General features: G+C 63.1%; 24 protein-coding genes. 14 read left to right on the top strand and 10 right to left on the bottom strand.

The features are described 5' to 3' along the window. The 9 genes from AC1D0I_RS29070 to AC1D0I_RS29110 form a co-directional block, all read left to right on the top strand. Positions 1 to 898, top strand: an 898-nt coding sequence (locus AC1D0I_RS29070) for a porin (RefSeq protein WP_477399484.1), incomplete at its 5' end; no start/stop codon positions are given. 136 nt (positions 899 to 1034) lie between these two features. Then, positions 1035 to 1796 (top strand): DNA repair protein RecO, encoded by a 762-nt coding sequence (gene recO / locus AC1D0I_RS29075; protein WP_477399485.1) that lies wholly within the window; start codon positions 1035 to 1037, stop codon positions 1794 to 1796. Beyond that, positions 1793 to 2311 (top strand): PaaI family thioesterase, encoded by a 519-nt coding sequence (locus AC1D0I_RS29080; protein ID WP_477399487.1) that lies wholly within the window; start codon positions 1793 to 1795, stop codon positions 2309 to 2311. Before recO ends, AC1D0I_RS29080 begins: the two co-directional genes overlap by 4 nt. 82 nt (positions 2312 to 2393) lie before the next feature. Next, a complete protein-coding gene (locus AC1D0I_RS29085; RefSeq protein WP_477399489.1) occupies positions 2394 to 5147 on the top strand; it encodes a DUF2339 domain-containing protein in 2754 nt (917 codons plus the stop codon). 161 nt (positions 5148 to 5308) lie between these two features. Beyond that, positions 5309 to 5827, top strand: coding sequence for a sigma-70 family RNA polymerase sigma factor (locus AC1D0I_RS29090; RefSeq protein ID WP_477399491.1), 519 nt, complete (start codon positions 5309 to 5311; stop codon positions 5825 to 5827). Beyond that, positions 5824 to 6615 carry an anti-sigma factor family protein gene (locus AC1D0I_RS29095; protein WP_477399493.1) on the top strand — a complete coding sequence of 264 codons (792 nt, stop codon included), beginning with the start codon at positions 5824 to 5826 and terminating at the stop codon, positions 6613 to 6615. Before AC1D0I_RS29090 ends, AC1D0I_RS29095 begins: the two co-directional genes overlap by 4 nt. A 206-nt stretch (positions 6616 to 6821) precedes the next feature. Beyond that, positions 6822 to 7928, top strand: coding sequence for a peptidase C39 family protein (locus AC1D0I_RS29100; protein WP_477226249.1), 1107 nt, complete (start codon positions 6822 to 6824; stop codon positions 7926 to 7928). Further along, positions 7925 to 9388, top strand: a complete 1464-nt coding sequence (locus tag AC1D0I_RS29105) for a RimK family protein (RefSeq protein ID WP_477226250.1) — start codon at positions 7925 to 7927, stop codon at positions 9386 to 9388. Before AC1D0I_RS29100 ends, AC1D0I_RS29105 begins: the two co-directional genes overlap by 4 nt. Before the next feature lie 17 nt (positions 9389 to 9405). After that, positions 9406 to 9678 carry a DUF3303 domain-containing protein gene (locus AC1D0I_RS29110; protein WP_457153773.1) on the top strand — a complete coding sequence of 91 codons (273 nt, stop codon included), beginning with the start codon at positions 9406 to 9408 and terminating at the stop codon, positions 9676 to 9678. Between the two features lie 10 nt (positions 9679 to 9688). On the opposite strand, the gene AC1D0I_RS29115 is transcribed toward AC1D0I_RS29110, so the two are convergent. Next, positions 9689 to 10621: a LysR substrate-binding domain-containing protein gene (locus tag AC1D0I_RS29115; protein WP_477399495.1), complete on the bottom strand. Its 933-nt coding sequence runs from the start codon at positions 10619 to 10621 to the stop codon at positions 9689 to 9691. A gap of 112 nt (positions 10622 to 10733) precedes the next feature. Here AC1D0I_RS29115 and AC1D0I_RS29120 point away from each other — a divergent pair, with 112 nt between their 5' ends. Continuing rightward, positions 10734 to 11624, top strand: a complete 891-nt coding sequence (locus AC1D0I_RS29120; RefSeq protein ID WP_477399498.1) for a fatty acid desaturase family protein — start codon at positions 10734 to 10736, stop codon at positions 11622 to 11624. Positions 11625 to 11679: 55 nt separating this feature from the next. Here AC1D0I_RS29120 and AC1D0I_RS29125 read toward each other — a convergent pair whose 3' ends face one another. Next, positions 11680 to 12435 (bottom strand): SDR family NAD(P)-dependent oxidoreductase, encoded by a 756-nt coding sequence (locus tag AC1D0I_RS29125; protein ID WP_477399500.1) that lies wholly within the window; start codon positions 12433 to 12435, stop codon positions 11680 to 11682. Positions 12436 to 12528: 93 nt separating this feature from the next. On the opposite strand from AC1D0I_RS29125, the gene AC1D0I_RS29130 reads away from it, so the two are divergent. After that, positions 12529 to 13446 (top strand): LysR family transcriptional regulator, encoded by a 918-nt coding sequence (locus AC1D0I_RS29130; protein WP_477399502.1) that lies wholly within the window; start codon positions 12529 to 12531, stop codon positions 13444 to 13446. 14 nt (positions 13447 to 13460) lie between these two features. Here AC1D0I_RS29130 and AC1D0I_RS29135 read toward each other — a convergent pair whose 3' ends face one another. From AC1D0I_RS29135 to ygfZ, 3 genes are all read right to left on the bottom strand, one after another. After that, a complete protein-coding gene (locus AC1D0I_RS29135; RefSeq protein ID WP_477399504.1) occupies positions 13461 to 15599 on the bottom strand; it encodes a putative bifunctional diguanylate cyclase/phosphodiesterase in 2139 nt (712 codons plus the stop codon). Positions 15600 to 15662: 63 nt separating this feature from the next. Continuing rightward, positions 15663 to 16298, bottom strand: coding sequence for an HD domain-containing protein (locus tag AC1D0I_RS29140; RefSeq protein WP_477399506.1), 636 nt, complete (start codon positions 16296 to 16298; stop codon positions 15663 to 15665). Further along, positions 16298 to 17155 (bottom strand): CAF17-like 4Fe-4S cluster assembly/insertion protein YgfZ, encoded by an 858-nt coding sequence (gene ygfZ / locus AC1D0I_RS29145; RefSeq protein ID WP_477399508.1) that lies wholly within the window; start codon positions 17153 to 17155, stop codon positions 16298 to 16300. The genes AC1D0I_RS29140 and ygfZ overlap by 1 nt, the downstream gene beginning before the upstream one ends. A 73-nt stretch (positions 17156 to 17228) precedes the next feature. On the opposite strand from ygfZ, the gene AC1D0I_RS29150 reads away from it, so the two are divergent. Continuing rightward, positions 17229 to 18560: a dihydroorotase gene (locus AC1D0I_RS29150; protein ID WP_477399510.1), complete on the top strand. Its 1332-nt coding sequence runs from the start codon at positions 17229 to 17231 to the stop codon at positions 18558 to 18560. 33 nt (positions 18561 to 18593) lie between these two features. Here AC1D0I_RS29150 and AC1D0I_RS29155 read toward each other — a convergent pair whose 3' ends face one another. The 4 genes from AC1D0I_RS29155 to AC1D0I_RS29170 all read right to left on the bottom strand — a co-directional run bounded on the left by AC1D0I_RS29155 (position 18594) and on the right by AC1D0I_RS29170 (position 20920). Further along, positions 18594 to 19379 carry a hypothetical protein gene (locus AC1D0I_RS29155; protein WP_167392167.1) on the bottom strand — a complete coding sequence of 262 codons (786 nt, stop codon included), beginning with the start codon at positions 19377 to 19379 and terminating at the stop codon, positions 18594 to 18596. A gap of 70 nt (positions 19380 to 19449) precedes the next feature. After that, the gene (locus tag AC1D0I_RS29160) at positions 19450 to 19707 is read right to left on the bottom strand and encodes a hypothetical protein (protein ID WP_008874920.1); all 258 of its coding nucleotides are present in this window, start codon (positions 19705 to 19707) and stop codon (positions 19450 to 19452) included. A 339-nt stretch (positions 19708 to 20046) separates the two neighbouring features. Further along, positions 20047 to 20424 carry a TIGR02301 family protein gene (locus AC1D0I_RS29165; RefSeq protein WP_477399512.1) on the bottom strand — a complete coding sequence of 126 codons (378 nt, stop codon included), beginning with the start codon at positions 20422 to 20424 and terminating at the stop codon, positions 20047 to 20049. A gap of 64 nt (positions 20425 to 20488) precedes the next feature. After that, the gene (locus AC1D0I_RS29170; RefSeq protein WP_477399514.1) at positions 20489 to 20920 is read right to left on the bottom strand and encodes an NUDIX hydrolase; all 432 of its coding nucleotides are present in this window, start codon (positions 20918 to 20920) and stop codon (positions 20489 to 20491) included. Between the two features lie 131 nt (positions 20921 to 21051). Between AC1D0I_RS29170 and AC1D0I_RS29175 the strand changes: the two genes are divergently transcribed. Beyond that, positions 21052 to 21813, top strand: coding sequence for an SOS response-associated peptidase (locus tag AC1D0I_RS29175; RefSeq protein ID WP_477399516.1), 762 nt, complete (start codon positions 21052 to 21054; stop codon positions 21811 to 21813). A gap of 73 nt (positions 21814 to 21886) precedes the next feature. Here the strand turns inward: AC1D0I_RS29175 and AC1D0I_RS29180 are convergent, their stop codons facing one another. Next, positions 21887 to 22042: a hypothetical protein gene (locus tag AC1D0I_RS29180; RefSeq protein WP_111549195.1), complete on the bottom strand. Its 156-nt coding sequence runs from the start codon at positions 22040 to 22042 to the stop codon at positions 21887 to 21889. Positions 22043 to 22433: 391 nt separating this feature from the next. On the opposite strand from AC1D0I_RS29180, the gene cysS reads away from it, so the two are divergent. Beyond that, positions 22434 to 23867, top strand: coding sequence for a cysteine--tRNA ligase (cysS, locus tag AC1D0I_RS29185; protein WP_477399518.1), 1434 nt, complete (start codon positions 22434 to 22436; stop codon positions 23865 to 23867). Positions 23868 to 23982 lie beyond the last annotated feature (115 nt).

Here is a 23982-nt window from a genome sequence, read left to right on the forward strand (position 1 = left end):
CTCCACCTACTACAAGAACACCCGCTTCACGCTGAAGACCTGGACCGGTCAGGAGACCGAGCTCGGTACCCTCAAGACCTACACCGAGACCCGCTTCAACTACGGCAACAGCAGCGGCGACTATCTCAACCAAGCCGCCTCCAATGCGGACGACTGGCAAGGCCGCAACAAGTCAACCTCGCTGCGTTTCGCCTGGATTCAGCTCGGCGGCCTGCGCGTCGGCAAGGACGATACTGCTTTCGATACGTTCATCGGCTATGCCGGCAACGTCATCCAGGATACGCTGGTTCCGTATGGCGGGCAGGAGAGCAACGTCGTTCAGTATTACTTCGACGCAGGCAACGGCCTCACGGGATTGGTCTCTCTCGAAGAAGGCGCCGGCAAGGGCGGCACCATCGACAGCTATGTTCCGCATGTCGTCGGCGGCTTGAAGTACAAGAGCGACTGGGGTGCGATCACTGGCGTCGTCGCCTATGACAGCAACTACGAGGAAGTGGCCGGCAAGCTTCGTTTGGACGTGAATGTCACCAAGGAACTGTCGCTGTTCATCATCGGCGGTTATGGCACGGACGACAACCTCAACGATGCGACCAACGCCATCAATGCCAAGGGTCGCGGCTTCTACAAGCAGTGGGGCGGCAACTGGGCAGTCTGGGGCGGTGGCACCTACAAGTTCAACGACAAGACCGCATTCAACGCCCAGATCTCATATGACGACTGGAAGAACCTCGGCGTCGCCGCCAACGTTGCCTACACTGTTGTGCCCGGCTTTACGGTCACGGCCGAAGTCGATTACCTCAATGCTGGAAAGTTCGACGACGCCGACTTCAGCAACTGGACCAAGGCCAACAAGAAGAGCAGCGTCGGTGGCATTCTCCGCTTCCAGCGCTCGTTCTAACGGATCGATTAATCTCACCAGCCGCCCGCAGCGTTATCGCTGCGGGCGGTTTTTGTGCACTGTGCTGTGCCGGTCTGTCAGTTGAGCCAAACTCCATACCTTGATTTCGCCATCCAATCGGTGAAAAGCTCTGGAAATGGAATGGCGCGACGAGGGAATCATTCTCGGCACCCGCAAGCATGGCGAAACCAGCGCCATTCTCGAGGTGATGACACGCGCGCATGGCCGTCACCTCGGCTTGGTGCGTGGCGGCCGTTCGCGCAAGCAGCAGCCCGTCCTCCAACCCGGCAATCGCGTCGACCTGTTGTGGCGGGCGCGGCTTGACGAGCATCTCGGCACCTTCCAGGCCGAGGCGATCGAGATGAACGCCGCCCGGCTGATGGACAGCGCGGTGGCCGTCTATGGGCTGCAGACCATGGCCGCGCATCTGCGCCTGTTGCCCGAGCGCGACGCTCATGAAGGTCTTTACGAAACGCTTGCCGTGATGATCGTTCATCTCGACGATGCCGACGCTGCCGGCGAACTGGTGGCGCGCTTCGAGCTTCTGGTGCTGGACGAACTCGGCTTTGGCCTCGATCTCAGTCAATGCGCCGCCACCGGCACGCGGCAGGACCTGGCCTATGTCTCACCCAAATCCGGACGCGCCGTGTCTCGTGAAGCCGGTGCGCCCTGGCGCGACAAGATGCTGGTGCTGCCGGCCTTCCTGCAGCGCGGCTCAGGCCAGCGTGGCGATCCGGCGGCGGTCGACGACGCCTTCCGGCTGACCGGCTTCTTCTTCACCCGCCACGTCTATGAGCCGCGCGGCATCGAACCGCCGGACGCCCGCGCCGGCTTCCTTGCCGCACTGCGCAAACACCACGCGCGCAGCAAGACCATAGCCGGAGAGAACGCAGCATGAGCGAGGTCGAATTGTATCCGGGCTGGGTCTCACCGCTCGGCCTCGGCACGATTCCGCATGCCGACATCCTGGAATACACCGGCCTGGACCTGCTGCAGCGTATTATCGACGGCAAGTATCCGGCGCCGCCGATCTCCTTCCAGCTCAACTTCGCGCTCACCGAAGTGTCGGAAGGCCGTGCGGTGTTCCGTGGCGTGCCCAACGAGCGCCACCTCAACCCGCTGGGCAGCGAGCATGGCGGCTGGGCGGCGACGCTGCTCGATTCGGCATTGGGTTGCGCCGTGCAGACGCTGCTCGAAAAGGGTGAGGCCTATACGACCGCGGAGTTCAAGGTGAATTTGACGCGGCCCATCACGCCGAAGACCGGGGAGGTGATCTGCGAGGGCAAGGTCGTCCACAAGGGGCGTACGCTGGCGGTGTCGGAAGCGACGCTGAAGGATGCCGGCGGCAAGCTGCTGGCTTTTGGCACCGAAACATGCTCGATCTTTCCCGCGGCCAATCTGGCGGCGCGTTGACTTTCAGGCCGTTTGACCGCCGCATTTGAGTGTCAGTGAGACTGAACGTCAGTGAAAACTGGCCTGGTTTGGGGGAACCGCCATGTTTGAAAGCCTGATCGGCCTTGTCGCCATCATCGCCTTGTTCGTCATCATTTCGCGCCAGCAGAACCGCATCGGCCTGATCGAGCGCGAGCTTGGCGCGCTGCGCAGCTTTGTCCTTTCGGGCGCCGCGCTGCCGGCGGCCAAGCCGTCCGAACAGGCAACCGCCGACAGCACGCCGCCCGCCGTTGCGGCCGCGGCCGATATCGTCCTGCCGGCTGTGAGCGAGGCGGTCGCTGCGCAGGCACCGGTTGCCGAAGCGGAAGCCCCAACCGGCGAGGCCGTGTCCGGGCCATGGGCGCCAAGTGATGCGGCGCCGAAGGCAGCAGAACCTGCCGAGCCGGCCGCGGCTGCGAAAGCCGCCCGCCAGTCGGATGTCGAAACGGCACTCGGCACCCGCTGGGCGGTCTGGGTCGGCGGCATCGCGCTGGCGCTGGGTGGCCTGTTTCTGATCCGCTACACCATCGAGGCCGGCATTTTCGGCCCCGGCGTGCGGCTGACCATGGCCGCTGTTCTCGGCCTGGTGCTGGTCGCCGGCGGCGAGTTCATCCGCCGCACCGGCTTCAAGGTGCCGGTGCAAGGCGTTGCCGGCGCCTATATTCCAGCGATCCTGACAGCGGCCGGTGCCTTCATCCTGTTCGGCACCGTCTATGCCGCCCATGGCATTTACGGCTTCATCGGCCCGGCGCTCGCCTTCACGCTGCTCGGCGCCATCGGCGTGGCGACCATTGCGGCAGCCCTGGTCCATGGCCAGGCGCTGGCCGGCATTGGCCTCGTCGGCGCCATGGTGACGCCGATGCTGGTTGCCTCGCAGGCGCCCAATCCCTGGGCGCTGTTCGGCTATCTCGCGATCGTGCTTGCCGCCACCGGCGTCATCGCCCGCATGCGCGACTGGACGTTGCTGATGGCGGCCGCCTTTTTCGGCACCGGTGTCTGGACCATCCTCTATATGACCGATGCGCCGGGCGCGAACCTCTCCACCATCCTGTTCATCGACGCCGTCACGCTGGCCGTACTTGCGTTTGTCTGGCTCGGCAGTCGTGGCGGCGAGGCCGGACCAGCCAGGGCTTTCGACTGGCCGTCTATCGTCCCTGGCCTGTTCATTGCATTCTCGGCGCTCGGCCTGTCAGTCGACCCGGTCTTCGCCGCAGCCGGCGATGCCTTGCCGGGCGCCGTGCTGATCGCCGCAATGGTGGCCGTCGCGCTTTATCGCCCACTGGCGCTGCCGCTCCTCTATGCCGCAGGACTGGTGACGGTGATGATCTATCTCGGCATCATCCCGCCGACTTCGATCGCCTCCGACTTTTCGGCCGGTGCTCTGGGCGTCGATGGCTTGCCGGTGGCCACGTCCAACGCGCTGACATTGCGCGTCGGCATCGCGCTTGGCCTGGTCTTCATAGGCGCCGGCTTCTGGGCCGCCCGCAGGTTCGCCGCCGCGACACAGATCCGCGCGGCCTCATGGGCGGCGTGGGGCGTCATCGTGCCGCTGGTCGTCCTGCTGGCGCTCTGGTTCACCTTCGGCAATCTCGACCGCGACTTTGTCTACGCCGCCGCCGCAGCACTGCTGGTCGTGGTTTTCGCGGCCGGCAGCGAGTGGATCGCACGCAGCGAAGAGCCGCCTCTCACCGGCGGCGTGGCGGAGTCGTTTGCCCTGGGCGGTGCGGCCGTCGCCGGCCTCCTGATGCTGCATATGGCGTTCAATTCCGGCTGGACCACCATCCTGCTCGGCGCGGCGGCGATCGTGCCGGCGCTGGCGACGCGTTGGCGTTCCTATCCGGTGCTCGGCTGGATTTCGGTTGGCGCGGTGATTGCCGTGCTCGGCCGCGTCGCCTTTGACCCGACCATTGTCGGCGCCGAGTTCCTGTCGACGACACCGGTCTTCAATTGGCTGCTGCCGGGCTACGGGGTGCCGGCGCTCGCCTTCGGTTTCGCCGCCTGGCAGCTTGCCCGCACCACCAACGGCCGCCCACGCCTCGCCATGGAAGCGGCGGCGGCACTGTTTGCGCTGCTCACGCTCGCCATGCTGGTGCGCCACGCCATGCATGGCGGCGTCATCGACACGGGTGCGATGACGCTCGCCGAGCAGGCAATCTACACCCTGATCGCCATTGGCGCCGGCGCCATCCTGGTCGCCATCGACATGCGCTCGCCAAGCTCTGTGCTGCGCTATGGCTCGATGGCGGCGGGCGTGGTTTCGGTGGCCTTGATCCTTATCCGGCATTTCGTGGTGCTGAATCCGTTGTTCACCGACGAATCGACAGGCCAGATCCCGGTCTTCAACCTGTTGTTCCTCGCCTATCTCCTGCCGGCCATCGCTGCCGGCGGACTGGCGCTCTATGCCAGGGACAAGCGACCGAAATGGTATGCGCAGATGCTGGCGCTGGTAGCGGCCGTGCTTGCCTTCGCCTACGCCACACTGTCGGTGCGGCGTCTATTCAAGGGCGAGTTCATTGGCCTGTGGAGCGGCCTCGACCAGCTGGAAACCTACACCTATTCGGCGCTGTGGCTGGTGATCGGCGTGGCGTTGCTCACTGCCGGCGTCTGGCTGAAATCGCAGGTGCTGCGCATTGCCTCGGCCGTGCTGATCTCTGTCGCAGTGCTGAAGGTCTTTGTCTTCGACATGTCGGAGCTGGAAGGCGTGTTGCGGGCGTTGTCCTTCATCGGCCTTGGCGCCGTGCTGATCGGCATCGGCCTGTTCTACCAGCGCCTGCTGACGCGGGCGGCAAGAGAGAAAATACCGGTCGGCGAGCAGTGACGACAGGAACTCAATTTAGCCGGGAATAAAACGGCCCGTCATCTCGTTATCTCATTGCTTGGGTGACCGGGGCGGCGGACCGCTTCGCGCTGGCCGCTTGCGCCGCGCCGAGAAGGCGCGTTCAATATCGGATCAACAAGGGCGACCCAGAACCAGCGGTCATGCACGAAAAGAAGGCAGCAATCCTTGGCGAAATACCGCGACTGCGCCGCTACGCACGCTCGCTTTTGCGCGACCGCGATGCTGCCGACGATCTCGTTCAGGATTGTCTCGAGCGGGCGCTTGTCCGGCTCGACAACTGGCAGACGGGAGAAAGCCCCAGGAGGTGGCTGTTTACGATCATGCATCATTTGTTCATCGACCAGATGCGCAAGGTGAACCGACGCGGCGAGGCGACGATGCTTCCGCTGGAAGCAGGCGAGGCGGTGGCCCAGCCGGCCGAGCAGGTGGAGAGCATCGCTTCGCGCGAGATCATCGACGCATTGCAGGCAATCAGCCCCGACCGCCGTGCGGCTCTTGTCATGGTCGCCATCGAAGGGTTTTCCTATGCCGAAGCCGCCAACATTCTGGGCGTCCCTGCAGGCACGCTGATGTCGCGCATTGCGCGCGGGCGTGAGGAATTGCGCGGGCTGCTGGACGACACGGCGCGCCGTCGCGCAATAAGGATCGTCGAGAAATGATCCGCCGCGACTTCTCCGAACGTGACATCCACATGGCGATCGATGGCGAGCTGCCGGCTGACGAGCGCGCCGCCTATGATGCCTGGCTCGACGCCAACCCCGAGATGAAGGCCAGGAGCGCCCGTTTCACCGCCGATCGGACGGCATTGCGCGCCGCCTTTGCCGGGGTGCTGGACGAACCCGTCCCAGTGCGGTTGCGCAAGGTCGTGTTCGGCGAGACGCCGGTCAAGGCTGCGGCCTCGCGCTCGCGCTGGTGGCTTGCCGCCGCGGCGGCCGTGCTTGTGGTCGCCGGCGGGTTTGGCGGCTACCTTGCCGGCATCGACCGCATCGGACAGGAGAATCCGGCCGAAGATCGACTGGCCGAACAGGCAATCGCGGCCCACGTCGTCTTCGCCGCCGAAAAGCGGCATGCGGTCGAGGTGCCGGCCAGCGACAAGGATCATCTCCAGACCTGGCTGTCCAACCGGGTCGGGCTGAAGCTGGTGGCGCCGGACCTGACCGCGAACGGCTTCCAACTGGTCGGCGGCCGGTTGTTGCCGGCCGGAGAAAGCAAGGCCGCGATGCTGCTCTACGAGGACGACAAGGGCGAGCGCATATCTCTCTTCGTCACGGCGCAATCGGCGCAGAATGCCAAGGGCACCTATGCATCGGCGCAAGACGGTCCCCAGGCCGTCTACTGGCTGGACAAGGGCTATGGCTGCGCCGTCGTCGGTTCGCTGCCAAGCGAGCAATTGGCCGTCGTGGCAAAGAGCGCCTATGGTCAGCTTCTGGCTGGCCTCGCCAGTTGAAAAGGCGCCGCCTTGATGGCGACGCCAGTCCATAAATAGTGATCCTGTTCAAAGCGTTTTGCATCGCCAGGTTGCTGCCGAATCTGTCACAATTCGGCCCTATTCGAGGTGCGATAGCGCTTTGTGGTCATCAGTATTTCGACTGATGTCTTGAACGTTTTCCAGTAGGGCATTTCCCACCACCAATCGAGGTTTTCTCAACCCGCATGCCTGCCGAGATCCGCACGGCCCGCGCGTCTGACGTCGATGATCTCGCCGCCATCGAGAAAGCTGTTTTCCAAAGCGACCGTATTTCCCGCCGCTCCTTCCGCCTGTTCATCGAGCGCGAAACCGCCGAGACGCTGGTCGCTGAAATCGATGGCCGCGTGGCCGGCTATGCGATCGTGCTGTTTCGCAAGGGCAGCGGCGTGGCACGTCTCTACTCGATCGCCACCGGTCCCTTCTTCGGGGGACTGGGTGTTGGCCGCATGCTGCTCGGATCAGCGGAAGAGGCCGCCTTCGAGCACGGCCGTATGATGCTGCGTCTCGAGGTGCGCGAAGACAACAGCCGGGCCATCCGCATCTATGAGCAGGCCGGCTATCGCAAGATCGGCCGCGAATCCGGCTACTACGAGGACGGCGAGACAGCGCTTCGCTATGAAAAGACCTTGCGCGGCGACATTCCGATCGCCACCAAGGTGCCATTCTACCAGCAGACCTGCGAATTCACCTGCGGCCCATGCTGCCTGATGATGGCGATGGCCAATTTCGATCGCGGCTTCGTGCCGGATCCGGTCATGGAAATCCGACTGTGGCGCGAGGCGACGACTGTCTTCATGATGTCGGGACCCGGTGGCTGCGAGCCGTTCGGCCTCGCTGTCTCGGGCTACGAAAGCGGGCTCGCGGCGGAGATCTATGTTTCGTTCTACGGCGCGCTGTTCCTGCAGTCGGTGCGCAGCGAGGACAAGCGCCGGGTGATGGAACTGGCCCAGGTCGACTTTCGCCGCCGCGCGGAACTTTACGGTATCCCGGTGAATTACCGTCCATTCACCATCGACGACATTCGCGCCGCGATCGCAGAGGGTAAACTGGTGCTGGTGCTGATCAGCGGTTTCCTTATGTTCGGCAAGAAGGTGCCGCACTGGGTGCTGGCGATCGGCGATGACGGCGACCATATCCTGATCCACGATCCATGGGTCGAGGACGAAAGACAGGAGACCATCCTTGATGCCGCCAACATTCCCGTGCCCTACGGCATCTTCATGAACATGGCGCAGTTCGGCCGCGACGGACTGCGAGCCGCCATCACTCTGGGAAAGCGCGACAGACAATGACCTGGGTCATCCTTACCGGCCGGCAGAGCGATCTCGACCAGGTGGCGACACCGCACAAGATCATCACCAACCGTGACTATCTTGCGCATCCGTCGCTGTTTCGCGGCCAGCGGCCGAAGGTCATCAACCTGTCGAACAATTACGGCTACCAGAGCCGCGGCTACTACGCCTCGCTGCTGGCGGGCTCGCGCGGCCACAAGGTCATTCCGACCGTCGAGACGATGATCGACCTGTCGGAGCGCAAGCTCTACGAACATGCGTTGCCGGAACTGGAACTGGCACTCAACAAATGTCGCAAGGATCTCGGCGGCGCCTTTCCAACCAAGGTCTGCATCTTCTTCGGCATCGGCCCGTCGAAAATCTGGGACCGGTTCGCCAAGCTGTTGTTCGACTGGTTCCGGGCACCGGCGCTCGAAGTCCACATCAAGGACAGCGCCGAATGGGCTTCGATCCGCAAGATCGGCTTCCATCCGCTGGCTCGGATGACCGAGGACGAAGAAAAAAGCTTCATCCAGTGCCTGGAGACCTACACCAACCGCGAGTGGCGCGACACCAAGGGCCGCACGCCGGCGCGCTACACCTTCGCCACGCTGGTCGATCCGCATGAGGAATTGCCGCCGTCGGAGATCTCGTCGCTGCGCTACTGGGCCAAGATCGCCGAAAAGATGGGCGTCGAAATCGAGCCGATCACCAAGCGGGACCTCGCCAAGCTCGCCAATTACGACGCGCTGTTCATCCGCGAGACCACCTCGATCTCCAACCACACCTATCGTTTCGCCCGCCGTGCCCAGCAGGAAGGCATGCCGGTGATCGACGATCCACTGTCGATGATCCGTTGCACCAACAAGGTCTATCTCAACGAGCTGATGGCCTACAACAAGGTGCCGGTGCCGCCGACGGTGATGATCGCCGGCAGCTCGGATCTCGAACTGGCGGCGCAGACGCTCGGCTTTCCGCTGGTGTTGAAGATCCCTGATTCGTCGTTCTCGCGCGGCGTCAAGAAATGCGCTGACTTCGAGGAGTTGAAGACGCTTGCCACGGAATGGCTTGAGGATTCCGATCTTTTGATCGCGCAGAAATTCATTCCGACCGAATATGACTGGCGTGTCGGCGTGCTCGGCGGCCAGCCCCTGTTTGCCGTCCACTATCTGATGGCCAAGAAGCACTGGCAGATCGTCAACCACAAGGCCAACGGCAAACCCGACCAGGGTGGCATCAAGACCTTCACGCTGAAGGAAACCCCGGCGCATGTCGTCGAGACGGCGGTGAAGGCGGCGCGCTGCATCGGTGACGGGCTCTATGGCGTCGACCTCAAGGAAACCAAGGATGGCGTCTTCGTCATCGAGGTCAACGACAATCCGAACCTCGACCATGGCTGGGAAGATTCCGGCGAAAAGGACGAGGTCTGGGTGCGGCTGACGCAGTGGTTCCTGGAGCGGCTGGACCGGCCGGGGCGCTAATTTGATCGGGGGTGGATATGCTGTTCGTCGTGATCGAGGACTTTCGCGGTTGCGATCGCAAGGATATCTACCGTCGCTTCAGCGATCGCGGCCGTCTGAAGCCGGACGAGTTGCTCGTGCACCATAGTTGGATCGCGGCGGATATGAGCCGCTGCTTCCTGCTGGTGGAGGCCGATGACGTCACGCTGCTGCAGCGCTGGGTCATCGAATGGGCCGATCTTGTGGAGTTCGAGATCGTTCCCGTGGCGACGAACAAGGACATGGTGGAGGCATTGAGCGGGCACCTCTGAGCGGCGGCCGTCAACGGCCCTCGGTCAGCGCCGGCGATTTGACCGTGCGCACGCATTCCTCGATCAGCCACTGGCGGAATGCCGCCACCACATCGCGTCTTGCGCTGCGTTCCGGGATTGTCAGGCAATAAGGCTGGCGCAGCTCCAGCGCCTGGGCCAGCGGCCTGACCAGCCGGCCGTCTTCCAGCGCCTCGGCACAGTAGACCCCTTGCGCCAGCGCCACGCCAAGGCCGGAAATCGCAAGATCAAGGGCGGCCCGTGACGAATTCGCCGAAAGGCCGCGTTGCGCTGCCCGGCCAGGCTCGATGCCCATCGCTTCGAACCAGTTGCGCCAGGACGGGAACGACGCGCCCGTTGGGCCCCAGTCGGTGTGGATCAGCGGCAGGCCGGTGAGGGCGGTACCGTCCAGAGATCTGTTCGTCGCGACGAGATCAGGGGCGAAAACGGGGTAGACGGCATCCCTGGCGATGTCTTCCGTTGCCTGATCGCGATAGTGCGAATGGCCATAGGAAAGGCGGATGTCGATCAGGTCGCGGTCGAACGATACCGGGTCGTCTTCGCCTCTGAGCGATATGTCGACAGCGCCGTGGGCCGCGACAAAGCCCGCCAGGCGCGACGACAACCAGCCCATCGCCATGGATGGCGGGACTGACACGACGAGCCGGGAGCGGAACTCGGCGCCGCCCAGTTCGCGTGACACGCTGCCGATCTCACCGAATGCCGTTGTCAGCCGAGGCAGTATTTCCCTGCCGGCGTCGGTGAGGACGACGCGGCGGTTGACCCGGTTGAACAGCTTGCGGCCCATCTGGTCTTCGATGGTCCGGATCAGCTGGCTGACCGCGGCAGCCGAGATGGACAGCTCCTGGGCTGCCGCGGCAAAGCTGCCGGAACGCGCCGCCGCTTCGAAAGCCTGGAGTCCGCGCAAGGATGGAAAAGCGATCATGCAGCCCGATAGATAAGGTGACCTTATCTAAATCGCATAATTCCTCGTTTTCAGAAAGCTTTCTTGTTGAATACGATAGGCGTCGACATTTATCGAACTCCGGATGACGCCAGTGGACCATCGCGACGTAATTGCATCGTTGACGCAGCAAGAGCGCAATCGCCTGACCGCCAAATCCGACGTCGCGGGTCTTGTCCAGCTTGGTGCTCATTGGGGTGCGATCATCATCATCGGATCGCTGATCGCCGCCAGGGTCCCGTTCTGGCCGCTGCTGATGCTGCCGCAAGGCATCCTGATCGTCTTCCTGTTCACGCTGCTGCACGAGACGGTGCATCGCACGGCCTTCGAAACGCAGTGGCTGAACGATGCCGTGGCGCGGGTGTGCAGCCTGGCGATCGGGCTGCCGGCGGACTGGTTCCGCTATTTTCATTTCGCCCACCATCGATACACCCAGGACCCCGACAATGATCCGGAACTGGCTTTCCCCAAACCGGAGACATGGAGGCAATACCTCGTCCATGTCTCCGGCATCCCGGTGTGGTGGGGACACCTCAAGACGCTTTGTGGCAATGCGATGGGCCGCGGCCGGGAAGGCTATGTGCCGCCAAAAGGCTACGCCAAGGTGCGTATCGAGGCGCGGGCCATGCTTGCCTTCTATGCCGTGGTCATTCTGCTGGCCGTCTATTTCCGGCTCACGGTGCTTCTCTACGTCTGGATCGTGCCGGCCCTGCTCGGGCAGCCGTTTCTGCGCCTCTATCTCTTGGCCGAGCACGGTCGCTGTCCATTCGTCGCCAACATGCTGGAGAACACCAGGACCACGCTGACCAACTGGCTGGTGCGCAAGCTGGCGTGGAACATGCCGTTCCATGCCGAGCATCATGCCTATCCCGGCGTGCCGTTTCATCAACTGCCGGAGTTTCATGCCCTGATCGAGCGGCATCTGAAGATTGTCGAACCGGGCTATCTCAGCTTCCACGAAAAATACATCGAGACATTGCGCTGAAGCTGCGCGGTTGCATACCAGTCGCGCCTGCTTGAGGACGCGACCGGTACGACGGCTAGATTTGCGCAATACCGCCGTCGACGAACAGCTCGGCGCCGGTGACGAAGCTGGAATCGTCCGAGGCCAGGAACACGGCCGCCTTGCCGATCTCATCGGGATCGCCGAGCCGGCCCATTGGCACCTGGTTGGCAAGGAAATCGAGCAAACCCTTCTGGTGTTCGGCCTCAGGTCCGGCAAGCTCGGCGAGACCCGTTGTACGGGTCGGACCGGGACTGAGAATGTTGACGCGAATTTGCCGCTCCTTCAGGTCGAGAATCCAGCTGCGGGCAAAATTGCGCAGGGCCGCCTTCGACGCGCCATAGACGCTGAACGCCGCCGCGCCGGTTGAGCCGGCGGTCGAACCAGTCAGGATCACCGATGCACCGTCCACCAGCAATCCAAGCGCCTTCTGCACGGTGAACAGCACGGCTTTGACGTTGCGGTCGAATGTTTCATCATAGTGCTGTTCGCTGATCTGCCCGAGCGGCAGCATGGAACCGCCGCCAGCATTGACCGAGAGCACGTCGATCCGCCCGCTTTGCGCTTTCACTTTGGAATAGAGTCGGTCGAGATCGGCGAAACTGGTCGAGTCGGCCTGGATGCCGGTGGCGTTCTTCCCGATTGCCGTGACGGCCTTCTCGATCTCGGCCTGGCGCCGTCCGGTTATGTAGACATGGGCGCCTTCAGAGGCGAAGCGCTTGGCGATGCCAAGGCCGATGCCGCTGCTGCCGCCGGTAACCACGGCGATCTTTCCTTCGAGTTTCCGTGTCATTTTCGTCACTCCTGTTGTCGGTGACAGAGACATATGGACAGGTAGTTGTTTTCGAAATAGCAATGTTTGCAAACAATCGTTGCAGGATTGGTGATGTCGAAAGTTCCGGACTTCGAAGGATTGGCCATGTTCGCCAAAGTCGCGGAGGAGCGGTCCTTTGCTGCCGCCGCGCGCGTGCTCGGCCTGTCGGTGGCGACAGTATCGCGTGGCGTCAGTCGACTGGAGGAGCGGCTTGGCGCGCGGCTTTTCAACCGCACGTCGCGGCGTCTCGCCCTCACGGATTTTGGTCATCGTCTCGCCGAGCGGGCGTCGCGCCTCTACCGTGACGCGGAGGATGCCGAGAATGCGGCACGCGAGCTGTCGGCCAGTCCGCGCGGCCTTGTACGTCTGGCCGTGCCGATGTCGTTTGGGCTGCGGTGCGTTGCGCCGTTGCTTCCTGATTTCTTCAAACTCTACCCCGACGTGTCGATCGATATGCATCTGAGCGATGCGGTCGTCGACCTGGTCGGTGATGGGTTCGATGCAGCACTCCGGATTGCCGTCCTGCCGGATTCCTCGCTGGTTGCGCGGCGCCTGTGCAGCATTGCTCCGTTTATCGTCGCGGCACCGACCTATCTCGCCCGATATGGCCGTCCAGGCACGCCGCGCGACCTCGACGCGCATCATTGCCTTGGCTATGCCTATCGTCCGCGGCAGGACGTCTGGCATTTCAGCAATGCCGCGGGTGACAGCGAGGCCGTCACGCCCTCCGGGCCATTGCGGGTGACCAATTCTGACGCGCTGGTTCCAACAGTGCTGGCCGGAACGGCGATTGCCGAGCTGCCGGAATTCATTGCCGGCGAATACCTTGCCGATGGGCGCCTGGAAGCGATCCTGACCGACTGGACTTTGCCGAAGGGCGCGCTGTATTTCGTCACGCCGTCGGCACGCTCGCGCCCCGCCAAGGTTGAAGCCGTCGCCGGTTTCATGGCCGCGCATCTGTCACAGCCAAGTTGGCCAGGGCTGAAATAGCGGGTACCGCCGGTTCAACCGGATTGCCCGAAGGCGGCGACGGTTGGCATCAGCAGACGCTGAATATCCGCCGCCCTTGACGGCAACCCGATGAGATAGCCCTGCGCTTCGACACAGCCATTGGCGCGCAGAAAGTCGAACTGCATCTCGCTCTCCACACCCTCGGCGGTGACCGTGATGCCGAGCTCGGCGCCCAGCCCGATGATGGTTCGAACGATCGCCGCTGTGTCGCGATTGCCGATGTCGCGAATGAACGAACGGTCGATCTTGATCTTGTCGACGGGAAAACGCCGGAGATAGGCGAGCGAGGAATAGCCGGTGCCGAAATCGTCGAGCGCAATGCGGATGCCCAGCCCTCGCAATTGACGCAACGTCTTCAGCACGGTCTCGCTTTCGTCCATCAGCACGGTTTCGGTGATTTCCAGTTCCAGCCGGCTGGCCGGGACGCCGGAGAAGGCCAGCGCCGAGATGACGCTGCGGGCAAAGCCGCCACTTTTGAGCTGCACGGCCGAGACATTGACCGCAATGCGCAGGGAAGGCCAACTTGCCGCCGCCACGCAGGCTTTCCTCAATGCCCACTCGCCAAGCGGCACGATCAGCCCGGTTTCTTCGGCGACGGGAATGAAGTTGTCCGGCGCCACCGTGCCGCGTGTCGGCGAATGCCAGCGCATCAAGGCTTCCGCGCCGACGATCCCGCCGGATTCTATGTTCATGATGGGCTGGAAATCGAGATCGAATTCGTGGCGCGGCAACGCTGTCTCAAGGTCGACCTCAAGCGCCCGGCGCGCCTGCACCGTGGCGTCCATTGCTGGCTCGAAGAATCGGTACAGGTTGCGTCCTTCGCTCTTCGCCCGGTACAGCGCCGTGTCGGCGTTCTTCAGCAGCGTATCGGCATCCCTGCCGTCGTTGGGGAAAACGGCGATGCCAAGGCTGATGCCGACATGCATCTCCCGGCTCTTGTCGCGAAACGGTTGTGCGATCGCCTCGACGATACGTTTCGCCAGTTTTTCCGCGTCGGCAAGGTCTTTGAAGTTGGACTGGATGATGACGAACTCGTCACCGCCGAAACGGGCGACGATGTCTGTTTCATCGCGCAGGCAACGCCGCAGCCTCTCGGCCACGCTTTTCAGCAGCCAGTCGCCGGCCGGATGCCCCAAGGTGTCGTTGATCGCCTTGAAGCGGTCGAGATCGAGAGAGAAGATCGCCAGCGGTGAAGTCGCATCCTCCAGCGCCTGGTCGAGCCGTTCGCGAAGCATCGAACGGTTGGGCAGTCCGGTCAGCGTGTCGTGATGCGCAAGATGGGTCATGCGCTCCTCGACCAGCCTGCTTTCGGTGACGTCGTCGAACGTGGCGACCCAGCCGCCACCACTCATCGGCCGACGCGCGATCATCAGCGTTCGTCCGTCGGCAAGCTGACGAGGGGTCGATCGCGTCTGGCCGATCTGCAGGCGGGCTTCAGTTTTGAGGACCTCGCCATCGATATCGATGGGCGGATAGACACCCAGGCGTACAAGCCGCTCAAGGAGTTCGCGCAGACCCATGCCCAGCGGAAGGTCTGCCTCGCTGACACCATAGAGCTCCAGAATGCGTTGGTTGCGCACGATCAGCCTGCCGTCGGCGTCATACATCAGCAGGCCTTGCGACATGTTGGCAAGTGCTGCGTCGAAGCGGCGGTGCTGCTCCTTGAGATCCCGCTCTGCGCGTCGCTGTTCGGTGATGTCCTCGTAGATGGAGACCCAACCGCCCGAAGCCAGCGGGCGATGCGAGATGTTGATGATACGACCGTCCGACAGCGTCTCCTCGTAGGTCGAGGCTTTCGCCCGGTCGATATAAGGTTTGCGGATGGCGTAGAGTTCTTCGGCGCTTTGCGAGGCGATGCCGATGTCGACGCTGTGGCGCAGGATGTCGAGGAACCGGATGCCGGGCCGCATCACCTTGGGGTCGAGGCAGAAGATGTTGATGTAGTTGACGTTGCAAATAATCATGCGCTCGTCGGCGTCGAACATGCACAGCCCATGCGACATGTTCTCGACCGCAGCCGAAAAGCGTTCGTTCTGTTCGCGCAGTTCGTCTTCAATGGAGCGCGGCCGATCCATGCCTTCGGCCCCCGGTTCCGGGACGGTCGAACCATCCTTGGCATCAGCGACGGGCATAAGGCGCCTGCGGATCGTGATCGAACGGGCTAGTGTGGTCGCCGCCGGTTAATTTAGCGTTTTTCAGCCGATCACGGGTGCTGGAACCTGGTGGCGCGACTTCTCGATTGCCGAAAAGCGCTTCAGGAACGCATTTTGCGCTGAGGTCACCGAGCGTGGCGTGAAATCGAAGCGATCGGCATTGAAACCGCGCGGACGGCCGAAGAATTCGGTCGCCTCGGCGGTCGAAAAACCGGCAAGCAGCGTTGCTTCGAAATAGGCGGCGATCTGGTCGGCGCGCTTGATCTCCTTGCGCAGCGCAGCAGCGGGTTCCGGCGGCAGCGAGAAGCGCAGATGGATGGCGCGCTGCAATCGCAATTCACAGTCCTTGTAGCTGCCGCCCATCACCGATTTGAACGGCGAGATCATGTCGCCGATGACATATTCGGGGGCGTCGTGCAGCAGCGCCGCCAGCCGGGCGTCGGCCGCAGCCGCAGGCACCAGGTCGCAAAACAGAGCCTCGACCAGCAGCGAGTGCTGGGCGACCGAGAACGCGTGCTCGCCTCTGGTCTGGCCGTTCCAGCGGGCAACGCGGGCGAGCCCATGCGCGATGTCCGAAATCTCGATGTCGAGCGGCGAGGGGTCGAGCAGGTCGAGCCTGCGGCCGGACAGCATGCGCTGCCAGGCGCGTGGCGGCGCGCCGACGCGATCGGCCGCCATCAGGCCTCCTCCGCGCTGACGGCTTCCTGCGGAAAGCTGAACTTCGCCCAGGCGGGGATGGCCACGGTAACCGGCACGTCGCCCGCCATGATCGGCTGGCCGGCGTCGAGCGCCGCCTTGATCCTGTCGATGCGGGCAATGGCGAGCCCGGTCGTGCCGGCGTTCGAGCCGAGCGTGCCGACGGGCCGCCCCTCGACTGTCAGTTCGGTGCCCGCGGCGGGCAGGGGAAGTCCAGCCTGGACGATCAGCACGCGCCGCCTGGCCGTACCGCGGTGCTGCATGCGCGAGACAACCTCCTGGCCGACATAGCACCCCTTCTTGAAACCGACACCGCCGGTCTCGTCCAGCAGCACGTCGTGCGGGAAGGCGTCTCCAAGTTGGTAGTCGCTGCCGCTTTCGGCAATGCCGCTGGCGATCCGGGAGGCCTGCCATGCGGCAAGGTCGCTCCGCTCATCCGCTTGGCCATAGCAACGCATGACGGCGCCGTTCGCAAAGCGCGTGTCGGCCGCCGTTGAATCAGATTGTGAGGTGGTTGACTCATCTCCCCATGCGACGGTGACAAGCGCCTGATCGGCTTTGGCAATCTCGACCTTGGCCCGCAGCTTGTAGAGCGTCAGCCGGCGTACGAAATCATCTGAAATGTCGGCACGGCATTCGAGCCTGAATGCATTCTCGCCGGCCCGCGAGATCAGGAAATCGAACAGGATCTTGCCTTGCGGCGAAAGCAGCGCGCCCGGCTTTGCTTGGCCGGGTGTCAATACGTCGAGATCGGTGGTCAGGATGTTCTGCAAGAAATGCTCGGCATCAGGGCCCGAGACTGAGATGAGCGCACGGTCTTTGAGTTGGGCAAAGGGCATTGGCGAAAGCAGCCTGATCTTGCAAAACGGTCGGCCTTTACGTAAGCCGCTGGCACTCCCCCCGCAAGAGAGCATGGCCATGACCTACGACCTCATCCTGACAGGCGGCACTGTGGTCAACCATGACGGCGAAGGGGCTCGCGACGTCGGTGTGAAGGACGGCCGCATCGCTGCCATCGGCGATCTCGGCCAGGCCTCGGCCGGCGAGACGATCGACTGCCGCGGCCTGCACATCCTGCCGGGTGTCGTCGACAGCCAGGTCCATTTCCGCGAGCCGGGGCTGGAGCACAAGGAAGATCTGGAGACGGGTTCGCGGGCGGCGGTGCTGGGCGGTGTCACCGCCGTGTTCGAGATGCCCAACACCAATCCGCTGACCACCAGCGAGGCAGCGCTTGCCGACAAGGTCCGCCGCGGCAGCGGTCGCATGCACTGCGATTTTGCCTTCTGGGTTGGCGGCACCCGCGAGAATGCGAAAGACGTCGGCGAGCTCGAGCGGCTGCCGGGTGCGGCCGGGATCAAGGTTTTCATGGGTTCGTCCACCGGCGACCTCCTGGTCGAGGACGATGAAGGCGTCGCTTCGATCCTGAGGAATACCCGCCGCCGCGCCGCCTTTCACTCCGAGGACGAATTCCGGCTGCGCGAGCGTCAGGGCGAACGCATCGAAGGCGACCCTTCATCGCATCCGATCTGGCGCGATGAGATCGCCGCCTTGCGCTGCACCCAGCGGCTGGTGCGCATCGCGCGCACTGTTCGCGCCCGCATCCATGTCCTGCACATCTCGACGGCGGAGGAGATCCTGTTCCTCCAGCAGCACAAGGATGTCGCGACCTGCGAGGCGACGCCGCACCACCTGACCCTGTCGGCTGACGATTACGCGCGGCTCGGCTCGCTGATCCAGATGAATCCTCCGGTGCGCGACATCAGACACCGCGACGGCGTCTGGCATGGCATTGCGCAAGGCATCGTCGACGTGCTCGGCTCCGACCACGCACCGCACACACTGGCCGAGAAAGCCAAACCTTATCCGGCCTCGCCGTCGGGGATGACCGGTGTGCAGACGCTGGTGCCGATCATGCTCGACCATGTCAACGCCGGCCGGCTGACGCTGCAGCGCTTTGTCGACCTGTCCAGCCACGGTCCACAGCGCATCTTCGGCATGGCGAGAAAAGGTCGCATCGCCGCCGGCTACGACGCCGACTTCACCATTGTCGACATGAAGCGGCAGGAAATCATCACCAATGCGCAGGCCGGCTCGAAAGCCGGCTGGACGCCTTATGATGGCAAGCAAGTCACCGGCTGGCCGGTCGGCACCGTCATTCGCGGCCGCCGCGTCATGTGGGAAGGTCAGATCGTGGCGCCGGGCCAGGGCAAGACGGTGGAGTTTTCCGAGGCATTGCCTCGCTAGGCCCCAACCTCCCGCAAGGCGGGCCAAAAAGGCTCAATCGCCGGCGACGAAGAATGTCCACTGTCCGGTGGGCGTGATGCCGACGCGGTAGAAGATGTAGGCGCCGAACTGCTTCATGTCGTCGAAATCGCCGGCGGTGACGATCTTGAACAGTTCGACCCGTTGCTTGGCGTCGAGCTTGTCCAGTGGCAGCGCGAAGAAATACGGCCACACATAGAGTTCTTCCGGTTTGCCGGCGTCGAGGTGGACGTAGCCGGCATTGAGCACCTCTTCCAGGATGGCCAGGATCTCCTGGCCGTCCGGGTCGCCGGAAAGACCCTTGAGGAAGGCGATGGCGTCGCCGTCTATATCGGTCAGCGACAATTGTGTCGTGCTGTCGCCCGTGCCGATCAAAGGTCGCAGCTTTTCGATGTCGCCGCTTTTGCAGGCTTCGACGATCAGGTCGTGCATGCGCCGCACCGGTTCCGGCAGCTTGCCGAGATCGTAGACGACCTCGGGCACTGGGGTTTCCGGATCGACGCGCGGCCTGGTTACGCCGCCGCCGCTCGGCGGGCTGTCCGGCTCGGCTTCGTCAGGGCCGGCCGGCTTGCTGGTTGGAGGCGGCGTTCCGACCGGGTCGGGCATTGGCACTGTGCTTCCCGGCGGCGACATGTCGTCGTCCGCCGGCGGCGTGACGGGTGCGGGGAGCTCTTCGCGCTTGATCTCGCTCAGCGCATAAGCGGGGCTGCTGACGAGAACCAGGGGAATCGCGGCACAGCCAGCGGCGAAGCAGATGTAGAGGACCAAGCCAACCGGCTTGCCTGACATCGAAAAACTCACTGCCCGTTTCTCCCTGCTTCCGGGCATGACGCCCGAGCGGCATTCTGCCGTCAAAGAACCGGATGTCGGTTCAGTGCCGCAGCCGTTCAGGTTCGAAGGCGCCAGCAATCACCTTTTCACGCATACGGTCGAGCAGGGCAAGGGCCGAGGTCTCACCATTGGCACGCAACATCTCGCCGAAGGCCGTCTCGAGCGCTGCCTCGGCAATGATCTCGGGCTCTATACCGGCGGAGAGACCTTCCGCCCAGGCTTCGCTGTGGCTTTCCACGGCGGTCAGGCGCTTCTCTTCCCTGACCAGCGCGTCGATGTCGTTGACACCATGTTCCATATGCGATGTCCACCCTTTCAAGCGGCGATCCGTCGATGCGGATCAGGCTTGATCTGTTCATTTCACACGCAGGGTCAATTAAGTATTTGTAAATACGACATTTTTTTGATCGTTTTTTACAGAGCCCGATTGCCTTGCGCGAAGCTGCGTTCAACTCAGGCCAAACTTAGCCGATTAGGGCGGCCTGCGGGGCGAAAACCTTCAGTTTGAGTTAATTCCGCATTCGCGCGGTAAGGTTTCATTAAGACTGTTGCAGAAGTGCCACACGAGGATTGCACCAAGATGTCACCTGACACAAGTCGGAGGTCCGAATATCTGTGGATGGGCAGTTCGGAATGCCTAGTTGCCATAACGCGAGGCGATGTCGCGCGACAGCGTCTCGCCTTCCTTCATATAGCGGCTGATGGCTTCGGTGGCCGAGGGGGTGCACTGCGTGTAGGTGCCGCCGAAGGAGCGGTAGCCGCGATTGAAGCTGGCGATGAAGCGGGCGCGCCGCTCGGCGTCCGGATTTTCCGAATCGAGCAGCTTCTGCATCTCGACACGCCACTGGTCGCCTTTCTCACCGCACAAATTGCGCAGGAAATGCAGCGATCCCAGAACTTCCGCCAGCCGCATCAGCCCGGGTTCGAACGGCGATTCGGCACTGAACGCCGGCCGCGTCGAGACGGCCGAGCTAACGGCCAGACATACGGCGAGGAGCAGGGATGGACGGTTCATAAGCCCTTGGCCAAACAGCATTAAGTCTTTGTGGCGAAACAATTTGTCGCCCGCAAGGCGATTTTCAGGGCAGCCCGGCGTTTGCGCCAAGGCCCAGCAAGTCTTCGGCTACCGCGAACACCGAGCCGGCAAGTGGCAGCCTTGCCATCTCGCTGAGCGTATAGAAGGCGGCTGTCTCGGCGTCGTCGCTGGCCACCGCCTCGCCGCCGGCATAGGCGGCTCCGAACACTGTCAGAAGGTAATCGACCGGGTGGGCGTCATCCCTGCCGTCGATGTGGATTTCCCGAAGCGGCCGGTATTCGGTGGCGTGCAAGCCGGTTTCTTCCAGCAGTTCGCGCTTTGCCGCGGCCTCCAGCGTCTCGCCGGCCTCGACCTTGCCGCCCGGAAAGGCATAGAGCCCTTGCGATGGCTGCCGCGCCCGCTTGACCAGGAGCACGGTGTCGCCGCGCACGACGGCCACCGAGACGGCCGGAAGTGTCTTGCGCGCTTCGTTCATGGATTCCCGATCAGGCTCATCTGAAGGCAGGTCTGTTGTGGACCGCCCAGCATGGGGAAGCTTTGGCGATTGCGCAACGCCGGTTCCATCGCCACTTTCAAGCTGAACCAGCCGAAGGGTACCAGTCGACCATGTGCGGACGTTTTGCCTTGACCGCGACACCGGATCGGACCGCCGCCTTTCTGGGCGTGGCGGGGCTTGAGGATTTCCCGGCGCGCTACAACATCGCGCCGACGCAGCCGATCCTGGCGGTGATCGCCGGTGCTCCGCGGGCGCCGGGCTCCAATCTGCCGGACCGCCAGCCGATGCTGGTGCGCTGGGGGCTGATCCCGACCTGGGTGAAGGACACCAGGGAGTTTCCGCTGTTGTTCAACGCACGCTCGGAAGGGGCCGCCGAAAAGGCCTCGTTTAAGGCCGCCATGCGCCATCGTCGTGCGCTGGTGCCGGCATCCGGCTTTTACGAGTGGCGGCAAACCGGGGGCAAGAAGGGGCAACCTTACTGGATACGGCCCAGGCATGGCGGGGTCGTCGCCTTTGCCGGACTGATCGAGACCTATGCCGAGCCGGGTGGTTCGGAAATGGACACCGGCGCCATCCTGACCGTCAATGCCAATGCCGACATCGCCCATATCCACGACCGTATGCCGGTGGTGATCGATCCCAGTGATTTTGCCCGTTGGCTGGATTGCCGCACGCTCGAGCCGCGCGATGTCGCCGACCTGTTGCGGCCGGCGCAGCCTGATTTTTTTGAAGCAATTCCCGTGTCCGACCTCGTCAACAAGGTCGTCAACACCGGACCGGAGATTCAGGAGAGGGGCGAGATCGGGCCGGAGCCCGAGAAGGTCAGGCGCCAGAAGCCCGGCGCGGACGATAGTCAGATGACACTATTTTAGAGGCGCGTGTCGGCTTTAGAGGCACATGTCAGCGCTATGTCGCCGGCGCCTTCGGGGCCGGTCGCGCACCAGTTCAGGCAGCGCGAGGCGAGACGATCTTCTGCGCCGGCTTTTTCTTCTTCGCGGTATGGAGAAGGGCGGCGACGATCGCTGCCGGGCCGATGGCGCGGTAGTGGTTGGCCAGCGCCGGTTGCTTGGCGCGGTTGGATTCCTGCTTGGTTCGGGGCATGTCTCTCTTCCCAGGTAACATTTTTGTGTCTGCCGTTTGATGGCCGATTCTGACCAAATCGTGACGCCTGCTGAACTAGTCGACGAATGTTTCATCACTGTGCCGACATGTTTAATAAAATGTTTCGGCGCGCCTTTACCTGTGATCCAACGACGTTTTTGTCGAAAGTAGCGACTTGACGGCAACACCTGCCAAGGCGATAAAGCCGCCCATGAAAACGTCCTTCGCCATTTGTGGCATTTGCATTATTGGCTAGCCTCGCGCTGGTCCGGACGTTTTCGCCTCATCTTCCCCAGATTGGACAAACGCCCCGGCCAGCAGGCTGGAGTCTGTTTTGCGCCTCGGCGGGCGCCCGGCTTCAGTCAAAACATAACGAACCGGGAAGGCACGAATGTCTGACGCATCGCATGGCCTGCGCCTCTACAACACGCTGACGCGAACGAAAGAGGATTTCGTCCCGATCGATCCGCGCAATGTGCGCATGTATGTCTGCGGCCCGACGGTCTACGACTTTGCCCACATCGGCAACGCCAGGCCGGTGATCGTCTTCGACGTGCTGTTCCGCTTGCTGCGCCATCTCTATGGCGAGGCGCACGTTACCTATGTGCGCAACATCACCGACGTCGATGACAAGATCAACGCGCGCGCCTTGCGGGACTTCGGCGGCGAGATCGCTTCCGGCGCGCTCTTGCTCAACGAGGCGATCCGGCGGGTCACCGAAAAGACGGCAGACCAGTTCCACAAGGATGTGGCCGTTCTCGGCTGCCTGGAGCCGACGGTCGAGCCGCGCGCCACCGAATTCGTCGAGCCCCGCGCTGACGGCAAGGCCGACATGATCACCTTGATTCAAAGCCTGATCGGACGCGGCCATGCCTATGTCGCGGCGGGTGAAGTGCTGTTCGACACGGCCTCGATGCCGGACTACGGACAATTGTCGAAGCGCAATCTCGACGAGCAGCAGGCCGGCGCTCGGATCGCCGTCGACGCGCACAAGAAAAGCCCGCAAGATTTCGTGCTGTGGAAGCTGTCGTCACCGGAGGAGCCGGGCTGGAACAGCCCATGGGGCAGGGGACGGCCGGGCTGGCACATCGAATGCTCGGCGATGTCGGCCGCCTATCTCGGCGAGGTCTTCGACATCCATGGCGGCGGCCTTGACCTGATCTTCCCGCACCATGAGAACGAGATCGCCCAGTCGCGTTGCGCCCATGGCACCGACGTCATGGCCAATATCTGGATGCACAACGGCTTCCTGCAGGTCGAAGGCCAGAAGATGTCGAAGAGCCTCGGCAATTTCTATTCGATCAACGAGTTGCTGGAGACGGATATCTTTGGCGGCCGCAAATGGCCGGGCGAGGTGCTGCGGCTGGCAATGCTGATGACGCATTATCGCGAACCGATCGACTTTTCCGTGCGCAAGTTGGAGGAGGCCGAAAACATGCTGCGCAAATGGAAACGGGCGGCGGATCTTGCGCCGGCCGCAGGGCAATTGCCGGTGGAGGTCATCGATGCGTTGTCGGACGATCTCGCCACCTACGCTGCCTTCCAGGTCCTGACGCAGTTGGCTGGCGAGGCCGTGGACGGCAACGAAGCTGCGGCTTCGCTGAAGGCGTCGCTGCTGTTCCTCGGCTTCGATGTCGCCTCGGCCGACATTGATGAAGGTGGTGTTGCCGAGGCGATCGCCAATCGCCTCGCGCTCATCGCGTCGAAGAACTGGGCCGACGCCGACCGCATCCGCGACGAACTGCTGGCACAAGGCGTACAATTGAAGGACGGCAAGGACCCCGTCACCGGAGAGCGCATCACAATGTGGGAGGTGAAGCGGTGAGGGTGGCGCTGGATACCAAGTTGGCGAAAGCGCCTGTGACAGCCGATCTCCCCCCTTGCGGGGGAGATGTCCGGCAGGACAGAGGGGGGTGGGAAGGATCGCCAACCTCTCAATC

This window comes from Mesorhizobium sp. P2_D1 (assembly GCF_056404455.1).